The sequence below is a fragment of the Nocardia sp. NPDC004260 genome (assembly GCF_053603155.1).
Window position 1 is genome coordinate 1 of the sequence record NZ_JBSGEZ010000020.1, and the last position, 16,813, is coordinate 16,813.

The 16,813-nt window shown below is 62.9% G+C and carries 21 protein-coding genes and 1 pseudogene; 14 read left to right on the top strand and 8 right to left on the bottom strand.

The window, feature by feature from the left end:
- The first annotated feature begins 145 nt into the window (after positions 1-145).
- Positions 146-1,165, top strand: coding sequence for a WXG100 family type VII secretion target (locus tag ACWEO7_RS14145; RefSeq protein WP_452423563.1), 1,020 nt, complete (start codon positions 146-148; stop codon positions 1,163-1,165).
- A 569-nt stretch (positions 1,166-1,734) separates the two neighbouring features.
- The gene (locus ACWEO7_RS14150) at positions 1,735-2,226 is read left to right on the top strand and encodes a hypothetical protein (RefSeq protein WP_452423564.1); all 492 of its coding nucleotides are present in this window, start codon (positions 1,735-1,737) and stop codon (positions 2,224-2,226) included.
- A 60-nt stretch (positions 2,227-2,286) separates the two neighbouring features.
- Here the strand turns inward: ACWEO7_RS14150 and ACWEO7_RS14155 are convergent, their stop codons facing one another.
- Positions 2,287-2,979 carry an NAD(P)H oxidoreductase gene (locus tag ACWEO7_RS14155; protein WP_452423566.1) on the bottom strand — a complete coding sequence of 231 codons (693 nt, stop codon included), beginning with the start codon at positions 2,977-2,979 and terminating at the stop codon, positions 2,287-2,289.
- Between the two features lie 132 nt (positions 2,980-3,111).
- Here ACWEO7_RS14155 and ACWEO7_RS14160 point away from each other — a divergent pair, with 132 nt between their 5' ends.
- The gene (locus tag ACWEO7_RS14160) at positions 3,112-4,050 is read left to right on the top strand and encodes an AraC family transcriptional regulator (protein WP_452423568.1); all 939 of its coding nucleotides are present in this window, start codon (positions 3,112-3,114) and stop codon (positions 4,048-4,050) included.
- Between the two features lie 262 nt (positions 4,051-4,312).
- Here the strand turns inward: ACWEO7_RS14160 and ACWEO7_RS14165 are convergent, their stop codons facing one another.
- A complete protein-coding gene (locus ACWEO7_RS14165; protein ID WP_452423569.1) occupies positions 4,313-5,131 on the bottom strand; it encodes an alpha/beta fold hydrolase in 819 nt (272 codons plus the stop codon).
- A 116-nt stretch (positions 5,132-5,247) separates the two neighbouring features.
- Between ACWEO7_RS14165 and rpsN the strand changes: the two are divergent.
- The 8 genes and pseudogenes from rpsN to ACWEO7_RS14205 form a co-directional block, all read left to right on the top strand.
- A pseudogene (rpsN, locus tag ACWEO7_RS14170) lies at positions 5,248-5,349 on the top strand (type Z 30S ribosomal protein S14); the annotation flags it as partial.
- A gap of 185 nt (positions 5,350-5,534) precedes the next feature.
- Entirely contained in the window at positions 5,535-5,882 is a 348-nt protein-coding gene (locus tag ACWEO7_RS14175; RefSeq protein WP_452423676.1) for a WXG100 family type VII secretion target, read from the top strand.
- A gap of 10 nt (positions 5,883-5,892) precedes the next feature.
- The gene (locus ACWEO7_RS14180; RefSeq protein ID WP_452423571.1) at positions 5,893-6,192 is read left to right on the top strand and encodes a WXG100 family type VII secretion target; all 300 of its coding nucleotides are present in this window, start codon (positions 5,893-5,895) and stop codon (positions 6,190-6,192) included.
- Positions 6,189-7,529 (top strand): WXG100-like domain-containing protein, encoded by a 1,341-nt coding sequence (locus ACWEO7_RS14185; protein ID WP_452423573.1) that lies wholly within the window; start codon positions 6,189-6,191, stop codon positions 7,527-7,529. The genes ACWEO7_RS14180 and ACWEO7_RS14185 overlap by 4 nt, the downstream gene beginning before the upstream one ends.
- Positions 7,529-7,873, top strand: a complete 345-nt coding sequence (locus ACWEO7_RS14190; protein ID WP_452423574.1) for a hypothetical protein — start codon at positions 7,529-7,531, stop codon at positions 7,871-7,873. Before ACWEO7_RS14185 ends, ACWEO7_RS14190 begins: the two co-directional genes overlap by 1 nt.
- A gap of 142 nt (positions 7,874-8,015) precedes the next feature.
- The gene (locus ACWEO7_RS14195) at positions 8,016-8,423 is read left to right on the top strand and encodes a HEAT repeat domain-containing protein (protein WP_452423576.1); all 408 of its coding nucleotides are present in this window, start codon (positions 8,016-8,018) and stop codon (positions 8,421-8,423) included.
- Positions 8,424-8,501: 78 nt separating this feature from the next.
- A complete protein-coding gene (locus tag ACWEO7_RS14200) occupies positions 8,502-8,918 on the top strand; it encodes a hypothetical protein (protein ID WP_452423578.1) in 417 nt (138 codons plus the stop codon).
- Positions 8,919-9,336: 418 nt separating this feature from the next.
- Positions 9,337-10,533 (top strand): Fic family protein, encoded by a 1,197-nt coding sequence (locus tag ACWEO7_RS14205; protein ID WP_452423580.1) that lies wholly within the window; start codon positions 9,337-9,339, stop codon positions 10,531-10,533.
- A gap of 159 nt (positions 10,534-10,692) precedes the next feature.
- Here the strand turns inward: ACWEO7_RS14205 and ACWEO7_RS14210 are convergent, their stop codons facing one another.
- Positions 10,693-10,899, bottom strand: coding sequence for a DUF397 domain-containing protein (locus ACWEO7_RS14210; protein WP_452423582.1), 207 nt, complete (start codon positions 10,897-10,899; stop codon positions 10,693-10,695).
- Complete coding sequence (locus ACWEO7_RS14215; protein ID WP_452423584.1) at positions 10,889-11,788, bottom strand: helix-turn-helix domain-containing protein; 900 nt, start codon at positions 11,786-11,788, stop codon at positions 10,889-10,891. The genes ACWEO7_RS14210 and ACWEO7_RS14215 overlap by 11 nt, the downstream gene beginning before the upstream one ends.
- Before the next feature lie 753 nt (positions 11,789-12,541).
- On the opposite strand from ACWEO7_RS14215, the gene ACWEO7_RS14220 reads away from it, so the two are divergent.
- Positions 12,542-12,961, top strand: coding sequence for a hypothetical protein (locus ACWEO7_RS14220; RefSeq protein ID WP_452423585.1), 420 nt, complete (start codon positions 12,542-12,544; stop codon positions 12,959-12,961).
- Between the two features lie 107 nt (positions 12,962-13,068).
- Positions 13,069-13,278, top strand: a complete 210-nt coding sequence (locus ACWEO7_RS14225) for a hypothetical protein (protein WP_452423587.1) — start codon at positions 13,069-13,071, stop codon at positions 13,276-13,278.
- Positions 13,279-13,416: 138 nt separating this feature from the next.
- On the opposite strand, the gene ACWEO7_RS14230 is transcribed toward ACWEO7_RS14225, so the two are convergent.
- The 4 genes from ACWEO7_RS14230 to ACWEO7_RS14245 all read right to left on the bottom strand — a co-directional run bounded on the left by ACWEO7_RS14230 (position 13,417) and on the right by ACWEO7_RS14245 (position 16,123).
- The gene (locus ACWEO7_RS14230) at positions 13,417-13,620 is read right to left on the bottom strand and encodes a hypothetical protein (RefSeq protein ID WP_452423589.1); all 204 of its coding nucleotides are present in this window, start codon (positions 13,618-13,620) and stop codon (positions 13,417-13,419) included.
- A 151-nt stretch (positions 13,621-13,771) separates the two neighbouring features.
- A complete protein-coding gene (locus ACWEO7_RS14235) occupies positions 13,772-14,032 on the bottom strand; it encodes a helix-turn-helix domain-containing protein (protein ID WP_452423590.1) in 261 nt (86 codons plus the stop codon).
- A gap of 169 nt (positions 14,033-14,201) precedes the next feature.
- Positions 14,202-15,290 carry a hypothetical protein gene (locus ACWEO7_RS14240; protein ID WP_452423592.1) on the bottom strand — a complete coding sequence of 363 codons (1,089 nt, stop codon included), beginning with the start codon at positions 15,288-15,290 and terminating at the stop codon, positions 14,202-14,204.
- 179 nt (positions 15,291-15,469) lie between these two features.
- Positions 15,470-16,123, bottom strand: a complete 654-nt coding sequence (locus tag ACWEO7_RS14245) for a Uma2 family endonuclease (protein WP_452423593.1) — start codon at positions 16,121-16,123, stop codon at positions 15,470-15,472.
- A gap of 284 nt (positions 16,124-16,407) precedes the next feature.
- Here ACWEO7_RS14245 and rpsH point away from each other — a divergent pair, with 284 nt between their 5' ends.
- A complete protein-coding gene (rpsH, locus tag ACWEO7_RS14250) occupies positions 16,408-16,806 on the top strand; it encodes a 30S ribosomal protein S8 (protein WP_039795549.1) in 399 nt (132 codons plus the stop codon).
- Positions 16,807-16,813 lie beyond the last annotated feature (7 nt).

The following is a 16,813-nucleotide window of genomic DNA, read 5'->3' on the forward strand; positions in this document are numbered from 1 at the left end:
CGGAGTTGCCACTCTGGCCAACCTCGCCCACGCCCGCTGACCGTAACCGGGTCCAGGTCGTCATCACCGCGTCGGACTTACGGGACAACCCTTAGCGGCGGTATCGGATATCAACTCGGGCGACCCGCACGAGGGACGGTGAGCCGTGCCCACCCCTATCGAAGTCCTGAACTGGGATGTGTCCGGGCTTCAAGCGGTTGCCGACAACGCGACCCGCATCGCGGAAGCGATCATTGCGGCATCCAATTCGATGCACGGCACGATTTCTGGCCTGGGTTGGAAAGGTGATGCGAGAATCGCGGCGGAGGGGCGCGCTGATCGGGAACAGACCCAGATGCGCGCCATCGCAATCGCTTACGATGACCTCAGCACTGCTTGTGCTGGAGCCGCTCGCGATATGGCCCACCCGATTTCCGAAATTCGCACAATTTTCCAGTATTACGTCGCGCTGCCCGTTACGGTCGGTGACGACTGGACTATCAGCGGTGTTGAGGACTGGAACTCAGAAGCGGGAGTCCAGCTTTCGAGACTGAACGGACTGGTCTCGACACTAGAGGCGTTCGACGCACAGTGGGGGGCGAAAATCTCGGCTGCCAACGACGAACTGGCGGCCATGGCGCCTGAGTCAGTGCTCGCAGCCGCCAACGCCGCGATCCAGGCCGACCGCTCCGAGGATTCTCGGGCAGACCCCGAACGCCTCCAAACCTCTGCTGCCGCGTTTCTGCAGGTATTCGGTCGGCCACCGGCCAGCCCGACCGACTGGACCACTGCGGAAGCGCTGAATCCGAAGAGCTACGACCCGAAGTATCAGGGAGTAGGACCCGAGATCCGGGTGGTTCGCATCAATCCTGTCCAGGATCAGGGGGTGGTGCGGACCAGCCAGTACATCGAGCAGCGTGATGTAACAAGCTTTCCGCCGACGAATCGGGACATGGGTGACAATCGGATGGCTGATCCGAACTTCGATCCCGAACACACACGCGTCGCTACGTGGACTACGAGAACGGCATCGTCGTCATCCGGCAGAATCCATCGGTCGATCAAAACCCCGACGGGAGTCCCGGTGTGTCGAAGGTCGGCGCTCCCGAGGCGACCGTGTGGCAGACGGATGACGGTACGGTGCGTATCCGCTATGACGCAGCCAATCCGTTCGCGCCCGACATAGCCAGGAATCCTCCTGGACCCATGTCGGAACATCCGATCTCGGTCAATGGCGACCTGGTGTTCGTCCCCGGCCAGGACGGTGTCCGACTACAAGGCTCTCGATCGGACTACCCCTCCCTCGAGGCTTATCAAGACCGTCCGGATGGCAGCACACGGACCATCACTGTGGATCCGGCGGCGTCAGGCCGTTCCTGGGGGCCAGGTGTGAACCTGCCTTTCCACCATGAGCTTCCCGGTACCGATCCGAACATCTTCGATCAGTTCAGGACATACCAGGAATACCCGGGGGACCAGCCCCCCGGATTCCCTGTGACGACCGACCTTCCAGGGACCGCCGCCGGGACGCCGGACAAGCCGCCCTCGGTCCGCACGATTACCGAAGGCGATCATCCGTTGGGCCGGTAGGCCCCGCAATCCGAATCAGCAACGAGGGCTGCGGCTCCTGAGTCCAGAGAAAGGTGAATGATGGTCGGCCTCCGTGTTTTGCGGACAGGCTCTGGGTATTGGACCGCCGCGACCTGGACGACTTCGCTGTGGTTCGTTCCCCAGTTGCTCGCGCTAGCAGTCGCGATGGCGGTGATCTACCAGGATCGCAACGAGCCGCCTGTCGGCTGTTATCTGGTCGTGTCCGGTGTCGGTGTGCTCATCGGAGGCGGACTGGCTTTGTCCAGTTCTCCGAGTAGGAGAGGTGTCGGGCTGGGCCTGCTCACCGCAGCCGCCCTGCTGCTCTGCGTACCAGCACTGCGGTTCTTTCCCTTGGCTCTGCCGCTGGCGGTGATCTGGTTCGCGGTCGCTTCCGCCGACGAAGACGATAGTTCGTTGTCCCGATTCGGCCGCCCATCCTTCGCCGGATGCTCTGTGGCCATGCTTGTCAACGGGATTCCCTTGATCGCCACGGCGTACTATTTGCTCTTCCTCTATGCCTTTGTCTTTGCCGCTGAGCTGGCGTTAGTCGCAATCCTGTTCCTTTTGAAGGGCAAGGCTCGGCAGTTCGGAACGGGAATCGCGATCTCTTGGTTGGGGCTGGGTCTTTCGATCCTCGCATCACTTCCTCTGTGGTGATACCGACCGTGTAGCTACGGCCGGTTCTGTTCGACTGCTGGGCCGCGCTCGCCCGCGTGGTCAGGCCGAAACCCGGTCGGCGGCGAGGAAATCGTCGATAAAGCCCAGCGCCCGGTTCTCCAGGTCGGCGTAGTGGGCCTGGCGCGCCGCGCCGGTGAGGGCTTCGTCGAACAGCAGGTTGCCCGCGGCATCCAGGCGCTGCCGCTTTTCCTCCGCGCCGGGCAACAAGCCCACCGATGACTGTGTGAGACCGCAGTAATAGGCGATACCGTCATCGAGTTGCGCGCTGAGCGCATCCTGCATCGGTCCGACGAGCGCGTCGTCGTCTGCCACGCCCGCCAGGCCCAGCCACAGCATCCGCTTGCCTGCGAGCCGGGATTTGCTGCGGCCATAGGCGAATCCGTAGTTCCACACCCGGTCGATCCAGCCCTTCAGAATCGCCGGGACCTGCATCCAGTACACCGGGAACACCGCGACGATCACGTCGGCGTCGAGGATGCGCCGCATATGGCTCTCTACTTCGGGAGAGTAGGCCTTCTCCCGGTTGCCCCATTCCGGGAGGTCGGCGGCGGTCATCCGGGGATCGAAGTTCTCGGCGTGCAGGTCCAGCAGGTCGATTCGGTAGCCGGCCGCGGTGAGCCGCCGGATGGCCAGTTCGGCGATATGGGCGGTCAGTGAATCGGGCCGGGGATGGGCGACGACGACCAGTGCGGTGCGGGTGATCGCGGTGTCCACGGTCGGATTGTTCGGCAAGGTGGCCTCCACTGTGGGTCCGGAGTTCCGGACGATCGGTTGTTCGGTCCGGACTTCATTCCATACCGTGACCAGTGGACGATCTATGGCTGAAGATCTACATCTGATAGGAGTTCGTCTACTCTCGATGGTGTGGATCCTCTGAGCAAACTGCTGGGCGGTATACGCGCCGAGGGAGCTGTGCTCACCACCGCGGTCTTGGAAGCACCGTGGAGCATCCGATTCGCCGACGAGGCGCCGTTGACCATGGTCACCGTGCTGCGCGGTGCGGGGACACTGCTGCTGCCGGGCGGTCTTGAACGCCGGATCACTGTGGGGGACATTGCGATCGTGCGCGGTCCGCGACCGTTCGTTCTCGTCGACCGCGCCGATACTGTCGGCCTGCCGCACGAGGAATACGAGGTCGCCTGCTTCGCGCCGGACGCGAAATGCGATCCCGCGCTCGATCGCGGTCGCTGGGAGAACGACCTCACCGGTGAGACCGCTCTGATCGTCGGCGCCTATCGGGCTTCCGGCCGACGCCACGAACGTCTGCTGCGTGCGCTACCGCCAGTCCTGGTGGTGACCGACGACGTGGAGGTGTGCGCGTGGATGGAGTCGATCGCCGCCGATGCCGCCCGGCGTCCGGCCGGAGCGCAGGCGATGATGGACCGGCTGCTCGACTGGGCGCTGGTCTGCACGCTGCGCGACTGGTTCGATGAACTGGACGCTGACGCGCCGGGGTGGTATCGAGGGCCGGCCGATCCGGTGGTCGGGCCGGCGTTGGAGGCCATGCACGGAAAGCCGGCCGCCGGTTGGACGGTCGCGTCGCTGGCCGCCGAGGCGGGGGTATCCCGGGCGCTGTTCGCACGTCGGTTCTCCGAGGTCATGGGCCAGTCGCCCCTGGCGTACCTCACCGAATGCCGGATGGATGAGGCGGAGGAACTACTGGCTGACCGGAGTCTCACCGTGGCGCAGGTGGCGAAGGCCGTCGGCTATGCGGACGCTTTCGGTTTCAGCGCGGCGTTCAAGCGACTTCGAGGTATCCGCCCCACTGATTTCCGCGCTGCCACCACCGGTCTCGGAGCGTGAACCGGTTCCGCCGCTTCGAGACCGACTCAGCGCGTTTTTGATCGGCAGAGTCGAGTGAAAACTTCCGACGTCGTCGATGCAGAGGTGGCGATCACCCGTCTCAATTCGGAGGCGGGGGAGCACGTGGTGCTCGGCGACATCAGCTTCGCCGACCTGGTTCGGTAGTCGCTGGCTCGGCCAACCTGTCCGCACCGAAAGCACTGGTCAGGGGTCGCGTGGTAGCGGCGGGGTAGGACAAGTATCCGCCGCTACCGCACCGGACTCATGCCTTGATGAAATCGAGGATGTCGGCATTGAGCTGCGTGGCGTGCGAGATCATGATGCCGTGTCCGGTCGCCGGGTATTCCTTGTAGGTGTTGCCGGGAATCAGATCCTTGATCACCCGACCGCAGAGGTCGATGGGAGCCGAGGCGTCGGCGTCACCGTGGATGACCAACGTGGGCACGGTGAGTGCGCGCAACTCGTCGCGGAAGTCGGCGTGGTAGATCGTATTCATGATCTCGTCCGCGGCGAGAAGTGAACAGTCCATGCACTTCTGCACCATCCACGCGATCCGCGCCGAAGACACCTGGTTGCCCAGATGCGTCGCGAAGAATGCCTGTGCGTTCTGTTCCATCCACAGCGGCCGATCCGCGGCGCGAGCCGCGTTCACCGCATCGAAGACCGCCTTCGGCACGCCGTTCGGATTGTCCTCGGCCTGCGCGAAATACGGCATCGTCACCGATACCAGCGCGACCCGGCTGATCCGATCGCTGCCGTACCGGGTCAGGTACCGGACGATCTCACCGCCCGCCATCGAATGCGCGACCACGGTGACTTCGCGCAGATCGAGATGGTCCAGGAATGCGGCCAGATCCGCGGCCAGCGTGTCGTAGTCGTACCCGTGCCCGACCCAGTCCGACTTGCCGTGTCCACGCCGGTCATACGACAAGCACCGCAGGCCCTGCTTGGACAGGGGCAGCATTTGCAGCTCCCAGGAAGTGCTGCTCAACCAGCCACCGGCCAGGAAGAGCACCGGCTGTCCGGAACCCCAGTCCTGGTAGTGCAGGGTGGTGCCGTCGTGCGATTCGAAGTAGGGCATCGTTTTCTCCAATCCTCGGATACCGCATCATCATGTCGGGTCTTGATAATGAAGTCGATTACCTCTCGGGTAAGTGCCCTACTTCACGACGAGCAGCGCCGATTTCTCGATGTGGTCGCTGCCAGCGCTGCCGCCGCCCTCATACGGTCTACCGCAAGCTCGGCCTGTGCCGCGTCTGCCGCGGCGAGCTGCCGGGCGTGCACGAGAGCTCCTGGTGAGCTGACGCTCGGCTGAGCGTCACCAACTGCATACCGAGCGGGGCACGGACTCCATACGAGTCCGTGCCCTCGCTTACGTTTGGGGCAGTGGTTGTTCGGTGTTCCGTTGCCGGGTGAGCGCCCTTTTCGCGTTCAGACCTGTCGGGCAACGCTTTTCCCGTCGTCATGCTCGGAGTACCTTGTCGGTGGGACTGTTCGGTGGGAGAGGGGGCAGAGGGTTGGTCGGGGAGCATCCATCGCTGTCGGTCGATACCGATGCAGTCGAAGCTCTGGCGCGCTTGACATTCGATGTCGCCACTCAGTGCAGGGACGGGTATTCGGCATTGGAGACCGATGTCCGGGACATGCTGGAGAGCTGGGCCGGTAGCAACGCCGGCGCTTTCGCGGCCGGGTGGGAAGAGTTCCATCAAGGGGCGGTGCAGGTGTGGGATGCGCTGTTCGAGCTGGCGGAGAAGCTGGGGATCACCGCAGACACCGTGCGCGGCGCCGATCAATCATTCGCGGCGGGCGTCAGCTCGCTCGATCTGCCCTGAGGGGGACCGTATGTCCGACGCAGAGGCCTTCTCGGTAGATCTCGACAAACTCGAAAACTTGGCCGCCCGGATCCGCGGCTTCGCGGGGTTGCTGTCCGATCAGCTTGCGGCGATCGACCAGAAAGTCAAGGAGGTCGACGCCGCGTCGGCCGGTGCGGCGATGGTGGCCTACCGCGAGGCGCACGACGAGTGGTTGGCGGGAGCCACCGATATCACCGAAGGGCTCACAGCTTTGGAGGAGGCCGTGAAGCTCGCCCACGATAGCTATACCAGCGCCGTTGCCGAGGGCTTGAGGATCCTCGGGGTATGACGGCTCTGGCTGTCGATCCGAAGGCGTACTACCAAGCGGCCACCAACTGTTTCGACGCCGCATCCGCGCTGCGGGACAGCTTTCTGTACATCTTCGCGGAGCTGTCCGAATGCGGATCGATGGCGGGCGTAGACGAGAACGGCCAGGAGTGGGCGCGTTCGTACAACACCTCCGCCTACGAGGCGGTGGGATTCTTCCAGGACGTCCACTCCACGCTGTACGCGTACGGCAACGCCCTCAACGACATCGGCTTCACACACGCGCAAGCCGACGCCACCATGAAGGGCACACCGCAGCCGGACCGGCCGACCGACCCGGGAATGCCCGTGTTCGGCCCGTTCTCGGTCCCGGCTTCCGCTGGTGGCCCCTGCCAAGGGATCGTCGACAAGGGCATCAATATCATCAGCCACATCGGCATCCCCGTCCCCGACGGCGACACCGGAAAACTCGCCAAGGCAGCCGACGCCTGGGATCGCCTCGGCACGATCTATCAGAACACGAACGCCCGCGACAAGATCACGATCGCGGCGAGCTTGTTCGACAGTGTGACCGCCGACGATGCGGGATACATCCGAGACGATCTCAAATCGCTGGCGAGTTCGATCGATCAACTGCTGACCGCCTGCACCCAGATCAGCCAATCCTGCACCGCGTACAAGGACGCGCTGACGGAACTCCGCAATGAGATCAAGGGCTTCTTGAATTCCCTCGTCCAGGAGCTCGCCATCGACGCCGCTATCACCATCGGCCTGTCGCTGATCAGCTTCGGCGCAGGCGCGGTCACCGCCGCCAAGTCTCTGGACACGGTGCGGAGGTGGGCCGGGAAGATCAAAGACGGCATCATCGCCTGGCGAGCCCGCAAGGTACTCCAGATCGCAGGGATCCGCCAGGAGGCGAAGGACGCCGCCGTCAAGGCCAGGAAAGTGGTTACGGATCTGCGCGATCGACTGCGCGGGAAACGCGCCGGTGATGTGACCAGTGCCCCTAAACCACCGTCTAAGGCAATCGTAGACGAGAAGAAGTACGAGTATCTCTTCGGTAGGGCGGCAGAAGACGCGCACAACTCTCCAAGATCGTTGCAGAATCTCTCCCAATTGAACCGTGTAGGAGTTTTCGACAACCCGGCTGGAAGGGAACTGCTCAATAGTCATTTCGACGAGGTCGTCCGCACTGACGGTAATATCGCAAGAACCTTCTCGAATGATTATGGAGACTTCCAAGTGCGGGAGTCGCTGTTCGTCGGTCCGAACGGTATTCTGAAGTTTGAAACAACATGGCAAGTGACGCCGGAAGGCTTACGCTTGACAACTGTGATTCCGAAGGGTGGAGGAGCGTAGTGGCCGATCATGAGTTCATTGAGCCGGAAGAGTCGGAGTTCTTGGAGGCTTTCGGGGCCGATCGTGTAGCCATCCCCGGAACTACTGCTTCCTTTGTGGTGAGTATAGCCTCCGACGATAGGAACAAACTGGAATTATCGTATGATGTAATAGCGCGATCCGCGCGAGTGCGTTGGTTGCAGGACTCGATGCTCGTGGTGGATATTTTCCGAGAACAGGTGAACCGTATTTCGGTCGAAGGCAGTGGGGTAATCAAAATCTCGACTAGTGGAGTCGATATTTCGGGCGAATTAGCTGTAGAAGTGTATCCGATCCGGATCAGGGATGTGTCGTTGACCCGGTGAATTCTGTCGGTCGCATGCTGCTCGCGCGGAGCGCTTAGATAGATAGTCCATCATGTCGCGCCGGATGGCGCAGTGTACGTGCAGGGATTGACGAAGCTGGCCGGGCTTGCGGCATAGGGCGAAATTTCGTGATAGGAGCAATGTGAAATTAGCGCGTGTGCTGGCTGATTCGCACTCGGCGGACTGGAAGGTGCGTGAAGGTGCTGCTACCGAACTCGGGAAAATGCTCCCGTCGGAGCAAGTGATCCAACGACTGTCCGAACTTCTCGGTGACGATGATATGGCAGTAGAGCTGGAAGCGACTGAGACGCTGGCTCGTTTCGGTGGCCGAGCTGGACTCTTGGCCATCCTCGGCGAGTTGGGGCGACGTGTCGACGATCCCGATTCTGACTATATCGCCTACCGTCTGCGAGAGCTGCAGATCAACGGTCGGATACCGATCCTACAGGATTCTCGTAAGATCATGAATCTATCTCCCTCGTCTGAAGTAAGCGAAGGGATAAATCAGATCGAACAGCTTTTCGGGTATCTGACGCCCAAAGATGAATAAGATGCGATCGGTTGGTAATCTCATCTGCCGTGAATAGATCGACAATTGCCACGTCGATGGACATGACTTTGTCGAAAGTTGGCCGATACCCTCATCGAACTGGGTTCTCCGGTGATGCGAAATTACTCGGACTATCCGGTCCTTTCTAATCTGTGCCTCGAGGACAGCTACGTCCTCGATGTTATCGAGCGGCCTGGCGAAGTCGTGTTCATCCTTGAAGCGGCGCTGACGCCCGGGCATTCGAGGTATCGCGCCCCGAGTCCCCGGGAGCAGTATTGCTACATCCGTGGCGACCTCGCGTTCGTGAAAGTGCGTCGTGTCGAATGGCTGGAGCGATCTTTCCAGAAGTATAAGGACGCTTCAGGATCGGAAGATTTGGGAAACATGGATGTATTGACCAACACTGACGGGGTGTATTACATGGAGGGCGATTGGGGGAAGGTGCGAATCTGGAGCAACAACGATCCGCAATTCGAATTTTCGGAGAAGCCGTAGTGAACGTTCGCGTGGGTAGACATGAGCTCTGGGCTGGTGCTAGGGCATTGAAGGCGTATTTGTCGTGATCGAGAAGCCGGAACGGGTATCGCGATCTCCCGATCGGGCCTGAGGCTTTCGATTCCGATGTCACTTCCCGTGTGGTGACGCCAGGCTTGCCGTATCCGGTGCGCAGCGTCTGCGATGTGGCGATTGGAGAGGCTGCCGACGACGCGGCCGGAGCGTGCCCGCGCGGATGCAGTCCCGCACTGCCATCTCGTGGCGAACCTTAAAGGCGAGTCGATCTTATTAAAGGTTATCTGTTAACCCTTAATAAGGAGGTGGCATGGCAAAGTTTGCGCGACGGCGGTGGGCCGGCAACCTGGATGGTGGCGGCCTGTCTCGGCGGGACCGTGGCTCTGGCACATACGAGGTGTACATGCCCGATTCGCTGACTGGTCGCCGCATCGTCTTGACCAGCGAGACCGCCGCCGACGTGGTCGACGCGGAGGTGGCGATAACTCGTCTCGATACCGAGGCGGTAGCGCTTGTCGAGACCGAAGCGTTGTCTCGGTTGCTGCTGCGCGCCGAGGCCATCGCATCGTCACGGATCGAGGGGCTGGTGGTCGGCGCACGTCTGCTATTGCGCGCGGAAGCGGCGCGCCAACTCGAGGGCGAATCATCGGACGTGACGGCCGCAGAGGTTCTGGCGAATATCGACGCTATGGCACTGGCCACCAGTGCGGTCGGCCGTGGTGAGCCGATCACCGAGGATATCCTGCTAGAAATCCATCGGCGGCTGCTCACCGGCACCAGACTCGCACAGCACGGCGGGTGTTTCCGAGACGCGCAGAACTGGATCGGCGGCAGCTCCTTCAATCCCTGCTCGGCCGTATTCGTTCCGCCGCCGTCAGAGCTTGTCCCCGAACTGATGAAGGACTTGATCGCGTTTTGTAATAGCGACGATCTGCCCGCTGTCGCGCAAGCCGCCGTCGCCCACGCACAGTTCGAGACGATCCACCCATTCATCGACGGCAACGGCCGAACCGGTCGAGCATTGATCCATTTGATCCTGCGCCGCCGTGGCGTGGCCGAACGCGTCGTCGCGCCTGTCTCGCTCATCCTCGCCACGTGGAGCGATAGCTATATCGACGGTCTGACTCGCTTCCGGTACATCGGTGCGCCCGATTCCCAACAGGCCACGGACGACTTGAACATCTGGGTGGCGCGCTTTGCCGCCGCCTGTACTCGCGCGGCCCAGGATGCGACCGCTTTCGAGATGAAAGCGGCTGAACTACAGAGATCGTGGCGAGATCGAGTGGCGCCGGTACGGGCGAACTCCGCGCTGGATCTGCTGCTCGGCAAGCTGGTCGGAGCTTCGATCCTCACCGTCGCCACGGCGGCGACGCTGACCGGGCGCAGCTTTCCAGCCGCGAACGCGGCCGTCCAGCGTCTGGCCGAAGCGGGAATCCTGCGCCAGCTCACCGTCGGTCGACGAAACAGGGCCTTCGAGTCGCCTGAGGCGATCAGCGCTTTCACCGCCTTGGAACGACGTCTTGCCAGCCCGGAGAGCGACACTCGAACATCGGACCCAGCACGCCCGGTGCCGTCGAGGAAGATGCCGCCCGGCCGTTGACCTGCGGCCGACGAGGGCACCGGCTCTCCCGATTCGAGCGCCCGCATGCTCTCAGGACGCCAGTGTCATCGCGGACGGCTCGTCGTTCGATATGGAGTTGGCTGCTGTTGGGCTAATCATCCGGCGCTCAGGGGACGATCCGAGGGGCACGGAAGACGTTCAGCGGCGGTTGAATTCGCCGTCCTTGGTTGCGGACATGAAGGTGTCCCAGGCGGTGGGGTTGAATCTCAGGGCTGGTCCGGTCGGGTTCTTGGAGTCGCGCATGCCGATCGTGCCGTCGTTCAGGTGGGCTACCTCTACGCACTGGCCGTTGGACTCGCTGTGGCTGCTCTTGAACCAACTTGCTCCGGATAGGTCAGCGGTCACCGTCAAAACTCCTTGCTACCAGGCGGAGCAGGTCTCGCGAGGTCTTCTCGTCCAGGGCCGTCTCTCGGATGGCGTCGGCCATTTCAGTGTAACGCTGCACCAATTCGGGCCTTTCCAAGTAGAGATCACTGCTCATCCCGCCGTCGAGATAGACGACCGGAGGTTCGATCGGTCGCCCTTTGCTGTCCGTGCCGAAGTCCAGGAGCACGAAGGATCCATGCAAGATGCCGCGCGTGTATCCGGCCGCGTACGGGTGGATGCGCAGAGTGATGTTCGGCCGTGTGCTGACATCAGCTAGGTAGCGGTGTTGCGCGGCCATCACTTTCGCGCTGCCAACGACCCGGTAGAGCGCTGATTCATCAAGAAGTACGTGAAGGTCAACCGGTCGGGTCTTGCGGGTGACCGCAACCTGCCTGTTGAGGCGAAGACGTACTCGTTGCTCGATCTCCTCGTCGGGGCCGTCGTGCAGGAAAGCACCTATCAGCGCGCGGGCATAGTCGGCGGTTTGCAGCAATCCAGGCACCTGCACCGCGTATGACGTCAGCCGCTGGGCCGACCGCTCCATGCCGACGTACATGTTGAACGCATCCGAGAACAGCCCGCCGAGCGGAGTGACGCCCTCCTCGTCGCGCGCCGTAGCCGCGCGCGACGCCAGCCCCACCGCCTGTTCGGTCTGCTCGGCCTTCACCTCGTACAGCATGCACAGTTCGCGTACGTCCTGGCGGCGCGGCTTCACCGCGCGTCCGGTTTCGAGGCGTTGTAACCCGCTGAAGCTGAGCTGAACTTCCTTCGCGGCGACGGCGATCGTCAGTCCGCAGCCCTCGCGCGCTTCGCGCAGAAATCTACCGAGCTGGCGGCGCAGCAGCGTCGGCGACTCGATTTCGGTCATCGGCTTTCCCCAGATGAATGAATCCAGCACACGGTCTGAACTGCATCCATTGATACCCCAGAATTCGATGCTGTCCAGGGCTTTCGGAGAAGTTGTCGGGAACACGCGAATCAGGTCGAAGTGGGCGGTGCCCGGCTGGTGTGCTGTGCGTGCGCCAGGTCGCTGAACAGGACTTTCTCGATTCCAAGCGGCGAGCATTCCGCGATATGGCGCACTTCCGACTCACTCGACGGCAGGGGAAAACCATGCAGGAAGGCTCCTTTCGGGACACTCCCACCACCAGGTGCGCGTTCTACCGCCGTATCGGTGGACTCGCAGCAGGCGTGGACCCGCACACCGGCCGCATCACGGTCCCGGCTGGGAGCGTATGGGAATTGGGGATGGCGGCGTATCTCGGCCACGAGGTTCACGAGGAACTCCGGCGGCGCGGATGCGCTACCGGGCCGATCGTGTCGTACTCGAGATCGCGCAGCTGGGTCTTTCTCGTGCGTCCCGATCTTCCGGACTCGACCACTGCGTTCGCCCAGTTGTATCGGGCTGGTGTCACGGTTTACGCCCACGGCCGGGTGATCGCGTTGCCGTCGCCGGCCGACCAGCCTCCTGCGGTACGGCATTGGGTCGAGCCGCCTCGGGACGGTTTCCGGCCCTCGGCGATGGTGGTGGTCGCGGCGATCAGCCGATGCCTTCCGCCGCGAGCGATCACCCGTCCGCGCTCGGCATCTCCGGAGTTTCTACCCGGGCCAGGGGAGTTCGGTGACAATCCATCCCCGAAGTCCACTGAGCCGCAACCAGGTTCGTGCGCCGCGCCTGCCGGGCACCCGCGCTTTCTTCGACATCTTCAACGCCCGCGTCGATCCGGCGGACGCGCTGATGGTGTCGGCCGTGGGGCTGCTCGGCGTGTGGGTCCGGCATTACCAGACCCGCAAGCCCGGCCGTCCGATGAGCCAGCGGTTGGCCTATTTGATGGACCTGCATATCTGGGCCATCGACCGATATGTGGAAGACCTGCTCGAAACGGCGGGTCACCGGCCTGGTGAGGACGCCGAGGAGATGCATTACTCCTACGGCGAGATGGTCAGCCTGCTCACCGCGGACTTCGCGCGCTGCCGCCGAGAGGAACGGCAACCCGGCGGAATCACCGAGGATCAGATTCTCCACCACGTGCGGCACTAGGACGGGTTCAACGCCATGGTGGACGCGGTAGCCGCCTGGCGAGTGTGACCTAAGATTCCGCACAGGGCGCGACCCGCGTCTCCGGCTGCCGAACCGCAGGAGAGGGTGTGACCACCCCCCGCCCAGAGGAGCCCGATGTCCACCTGCGCGTCCTGCTCGGCGGCCTGAGTCTCGACTTCGCCGCTTGCGATACCGCAGCCGTGCGGTTCATCAAGGAGTGGTGTGCGGTACGCGCTGCTGCCGACCTCGTCGTTGTTCCTGGCGATACCGCCGGGCTGCCGCGTTTGCCGTGCGAGCGCCTCTACTTGCAACCGTGAAGACGCTCGCGCCACACGCCGCGGACGAATTCTCGACTCGGGCGCAATCAACCCGTGCGACGGGGCCGCGAGTGGCACACCGTCGAGAGGCTTACTCGGCCGATGGCGCGGTGGTGTGCCACTCGCGGACGCCGCGTGTCATCGGCGGTCCGGATTGTCATGGAGGTCACCGGCGAGGATGTCGTCGACGCGCGCGGCGAGTGTGGGATCGCCGCTGGCGAAACGGTTCAGGCGTAGAGGCCGCGATCGGCGGACCCGCATCGCGGCCAGGTGAATAGCGTCGCGAAGGATATCCGCACTGCTGACGCCCGTCCGCATTGCCGCGTCCTCGATGACGGCCAAGTCGGCAGTATCAGCGTGGACCGTGATTTGCTCGAGAGGCATATGCACACTGTGGCAGAGGTGTGCGCGAAGCTGTCGCGAGCCATATGGGAGGCGGTTCATTTCGGCTCTGTGCGAGGGGACGAACGCCGGAAGCCGGGCGCAGCGATCGCTACGCCGCGCTGGTGTGCGGCGTGAAACTGACGCGCGCGTCGTCGGCATCGATGGCGATGTTCAGCGAAGCGTCCAGGGCTCGTGCCAGCTTCGTCAGTAGCGGAAGGGTGGGGACGGCGTCGGATCCCTCGATCCGGGAGATCTTCGCCTGCGTCAGTCCCGCCCGGTCGGCGAGTTCGGCTTGGGTGAGGCCGAGCTCCGTGCGACGGTTGTATACGGCGGCGGCGAGCTCCATGGCCAGTCGGATTTCATGACGCACTTCGCTGACGGCCTCGGGCTCGGTCAGCCCGTCGTCCTCAGGTGTCCTCCGACCGCGTGAGATCGCAATGTTCCTTCCCGGTTCTGTGCGCTCCCGTGACCGTCGTACGGTGAAAGGCGGCAGGGCATGCCGAGCAGCGTTGGCGATCGAAGCCCGCCGAGTTGATCATTCAGAGGTCAGCCGTCGTCTGCGCCGTCTCCAGGGCATGTAGCGACACGTAGCGCTGCCGTTGCGTGAATGCCGCACCGCGACCTGTCGCGTTATGCGGTAGCGGATTCGGCAGCGTGCGGTGTTCCGGATCACCGGGTCGAGTCAGCAAGAAGACCTGGTAGGCACCTTCGGTCCACCCGAGTTGGCAAGACGCGTCGATGACGGCGGCGATTTTGCGATCGTCCCGATTCGCCGAGATTCGGAGTCGATTGGCTGAGTCCTGCGTCCACTCGACACCATCTCGTCGATGCCGCACACGCGGCACTTCTACTTGGATTGCCGAATTAGTGTAGAAGGCTATTCGCTCGATGGGGCGGAAGAACCGGCCGGCCTGGCAGACGTACGCGTAACACGACTGATAGAGCGGCCACGCCGAGCGGGCTGCGACAACTGCCGTGTCCGACGGGGTTATCGGGCGCTTGCCATATACCAGCATCGCTCGGCTGAGGTCGGTAAGCCATGCGGCGCAATCTTCATCGATGTAGTCGGCGACTTCGATGATTCGCCGTACCTCGAACGGAATGTCGATGTTCAAGATCGAATCGTGATGAGCGAGACGATTCCGAAACTTGCGAACACCTTCGAGAGCCACCATCACCTGTTTGCGTCGTCCCGACGAGTTGGGAAAGGCATGACGCAGGCAATCCCGCCACAGCTGTTCGTATTTCGGGCCGAGTAGTCCGGTCCAGAATCCGAAGCTCAAGCCTGCAACGATCTGATCTCGGTACTCGAGGTCTTGTTCTCGGAGGCGATTTCGGACAACTTCCACTGCGGTTGTCACGTTGTCGTTCAACGGCAGCAAGAACCAAGGGATGCCGCGAGATGCCTCCTCGAAATGCTTGCGCAACTCGGTATCCAAGGCGTTCCGCAGCAGGACTTCCATATGACCCAGCACCTCGAACGAGGCAGCAACAGTCCGGGCGCTCCAGGTGTAGAGCTTCATGGCGGCGGCGCGGTCACCCTGTGCGGCGTGTAGGTACGGAGCCATTCGAGGCTTGGAGAGCAGGTCCCAGACCTTGGTGTTGCTGTAGTCGACATCCCCCGTCACGAGCCGGTATGCTACGTCACGAACGCCCCAGTGTCGCCTCTGAGCTTCTCATGCGCCTGGGGCTCCTTCATTGGTTCGCATTAGCAACTGCAGCGAGCCATTGCAGTGATGGTTCGCAGGTCTTGCGTCCGGGCGTGCGGCGATACCTCGGACCAGCAGCGGCCGGTTCTCCGAGCGACTCAGACCTCCAACTCGGACCAGGGGATGTGGATGGGGAACGGGAAGTCGATGGTGATGGCGTCGGAATCGTTCGGTGACCATTCGCCGATCAGGAGATAGTTCGTCGGATAAAGCGGGCGTACGCCGGGTGGGAGCTCGCCGGGGACGGTTTCCAGGGCGTACGTGCGGACCGTCGCGATGGCACTCTTCTTACGCGCGAGCGTCACCTCCCAATACCAGGGGATGCCACCATCGGCGTAGCGTCGCTGCTCCTCGTGCGGATCCACTGCGATCGTCGCCGGAGAACTGACGTGGCCGACAAGCAGCACGTCGTCAGCGCGGATGTCCTGGTAGGGGGTGTCGAGGCGGCGGTAGACGAGCACGTCGGGGGTGGCGAAGTCCGACTTTCCGGTCGTGCCGAAGAAGACGTTGGTTTCGAAGTCGACACGCCACCAGCTTTGTGGCTGCTCGGCCATGTCATCGCGGGCGCAGCGCTTGAGTGCGCTGGTCAGCGCGAACGTGAACGCTTGATGTTCGGCGGGTCCCCGCTGTCGCCAGACGACGCGCCCGTTGCGCAGCTCGATCTGTCCGGCGATCTCCTCGGGTAGCTGCTCGAGCTCCTCCCAGGTCATGGACTCCGGGAGGTCGGGTCGTTCGACGCCTGAGCTCGACATAGGCCCATGCTAGCCCCGGTCACCGGCTGTTTCCGCTGGTCATGAGCCAAGTGGAGCGGGTCCCGCGCAGACCCCGATTTTGCCCAGGTGAACCCCTTGCCTACACTAGAGCGGTTGCCTGGGCACCTCCATGCCCGCATGCGTGCGCTCGGGCGATCGAACCTCCTCCGGTCGGCAAGTGTCGGCCGGACCATCCGAATTGTCGTAGGCCCACCGCTGGGCATGCCGATGTGCATGTCAGCGCTGTATGGGAACCGCGGCGAGAAAGGTGTCTAGGTCGAACCATGACCATGACTGATCCGATCGCAGACTTCCTGACACGTCTGCGCAACGCCAACTCGGCGTACCACGATCAGGTGAAGGCTCCGCACTCGAAGCTCAAGGCGAACATCGCCGAGATCCTCAAGCGCGAGGGTTACATCGCCGACTACCGGACCGAGGACGCACAGGTGGGCAAGACGCTCATCGTCGACCTCAAGTACGGCCCGAGCCGTGAGCGCAGCCTCGCCGGCGTGCGCCGCGTCTCCAAGCCCGGTCTGCGCGTGTACGCGAAATCCACCAATCTGCCCAAGGTGCTCGGCGGCCTCGGCGTGGCGATCATCTCCACGTCCTCCGGCCTGCTGACCGACAAGCAGGCGGCCAAGCAGGGCGTGGGCGGCGAAGTCCTCGCTTACGTCTGGTAAGGGAGGT

Excerpts from the sequence above, each read along its gene's own strand:
- ACWEO7_RS14205 (WP_452423580.1), top strand. The coding sequence starts at position 9,337 with ATGCCCGATTCGCTGACTGGTCGCCGCATCGTCTTGACCAGCGAGACC.
- ACWEO7_RS14165 (WP_452423569.1), bottom strand. The coding sequence starts at position 5,131 with ATGCCCTACTTCGAATCGCACGACGGCACCACCCTGCACTACCAGGAC.
- rpsH (WP_039795549.1), top strand. The coding sequence starts at position 16,408 with ATGACCATGACTGATCCGATCGCAGACTTCCTGACACGTCTGCGCAAC.
- ACWEO7_RS14215 (WP_452423584.1), bottom strand. The coding sequence starts at position 11,788 with ATGACCGAAATCGAGTCGCCGACGCTGCTGCGCCGCCAGCTCGGTAGA.
- ACWEO7_RS14245 (WP_452423593.1), bottom strand. The coding sequence starts at position 16,123 with ATGTCGAGCTCAGGCGTCGAACGACCCGACCTCCCGGAGTCCATGACC.
- ACWEO7_RS14185 (WP_452423573.1), top strand. The coding sequence starts at position 6,189 with ATGACGGCTCTGGCTGTCGATCCGAAGGCGTACTACCAAGCGGCCACC.
- ACWEO7_RS14150 (WP_452423564.1), top strand. The coding sequence starts at position 1,735 with ATGGCGGTGATCTACCAGGATCGCAACGAGCCGCCTGTCGGCTGTTAT.
- ACWEO7_RS14180 (WP_452423571.1), top strand. The coding sequence starts at position 5,893 with ATGTCCGACGCAGAGGCCTTCTCGGTAGATCTCGACAAACTCGAAAAC.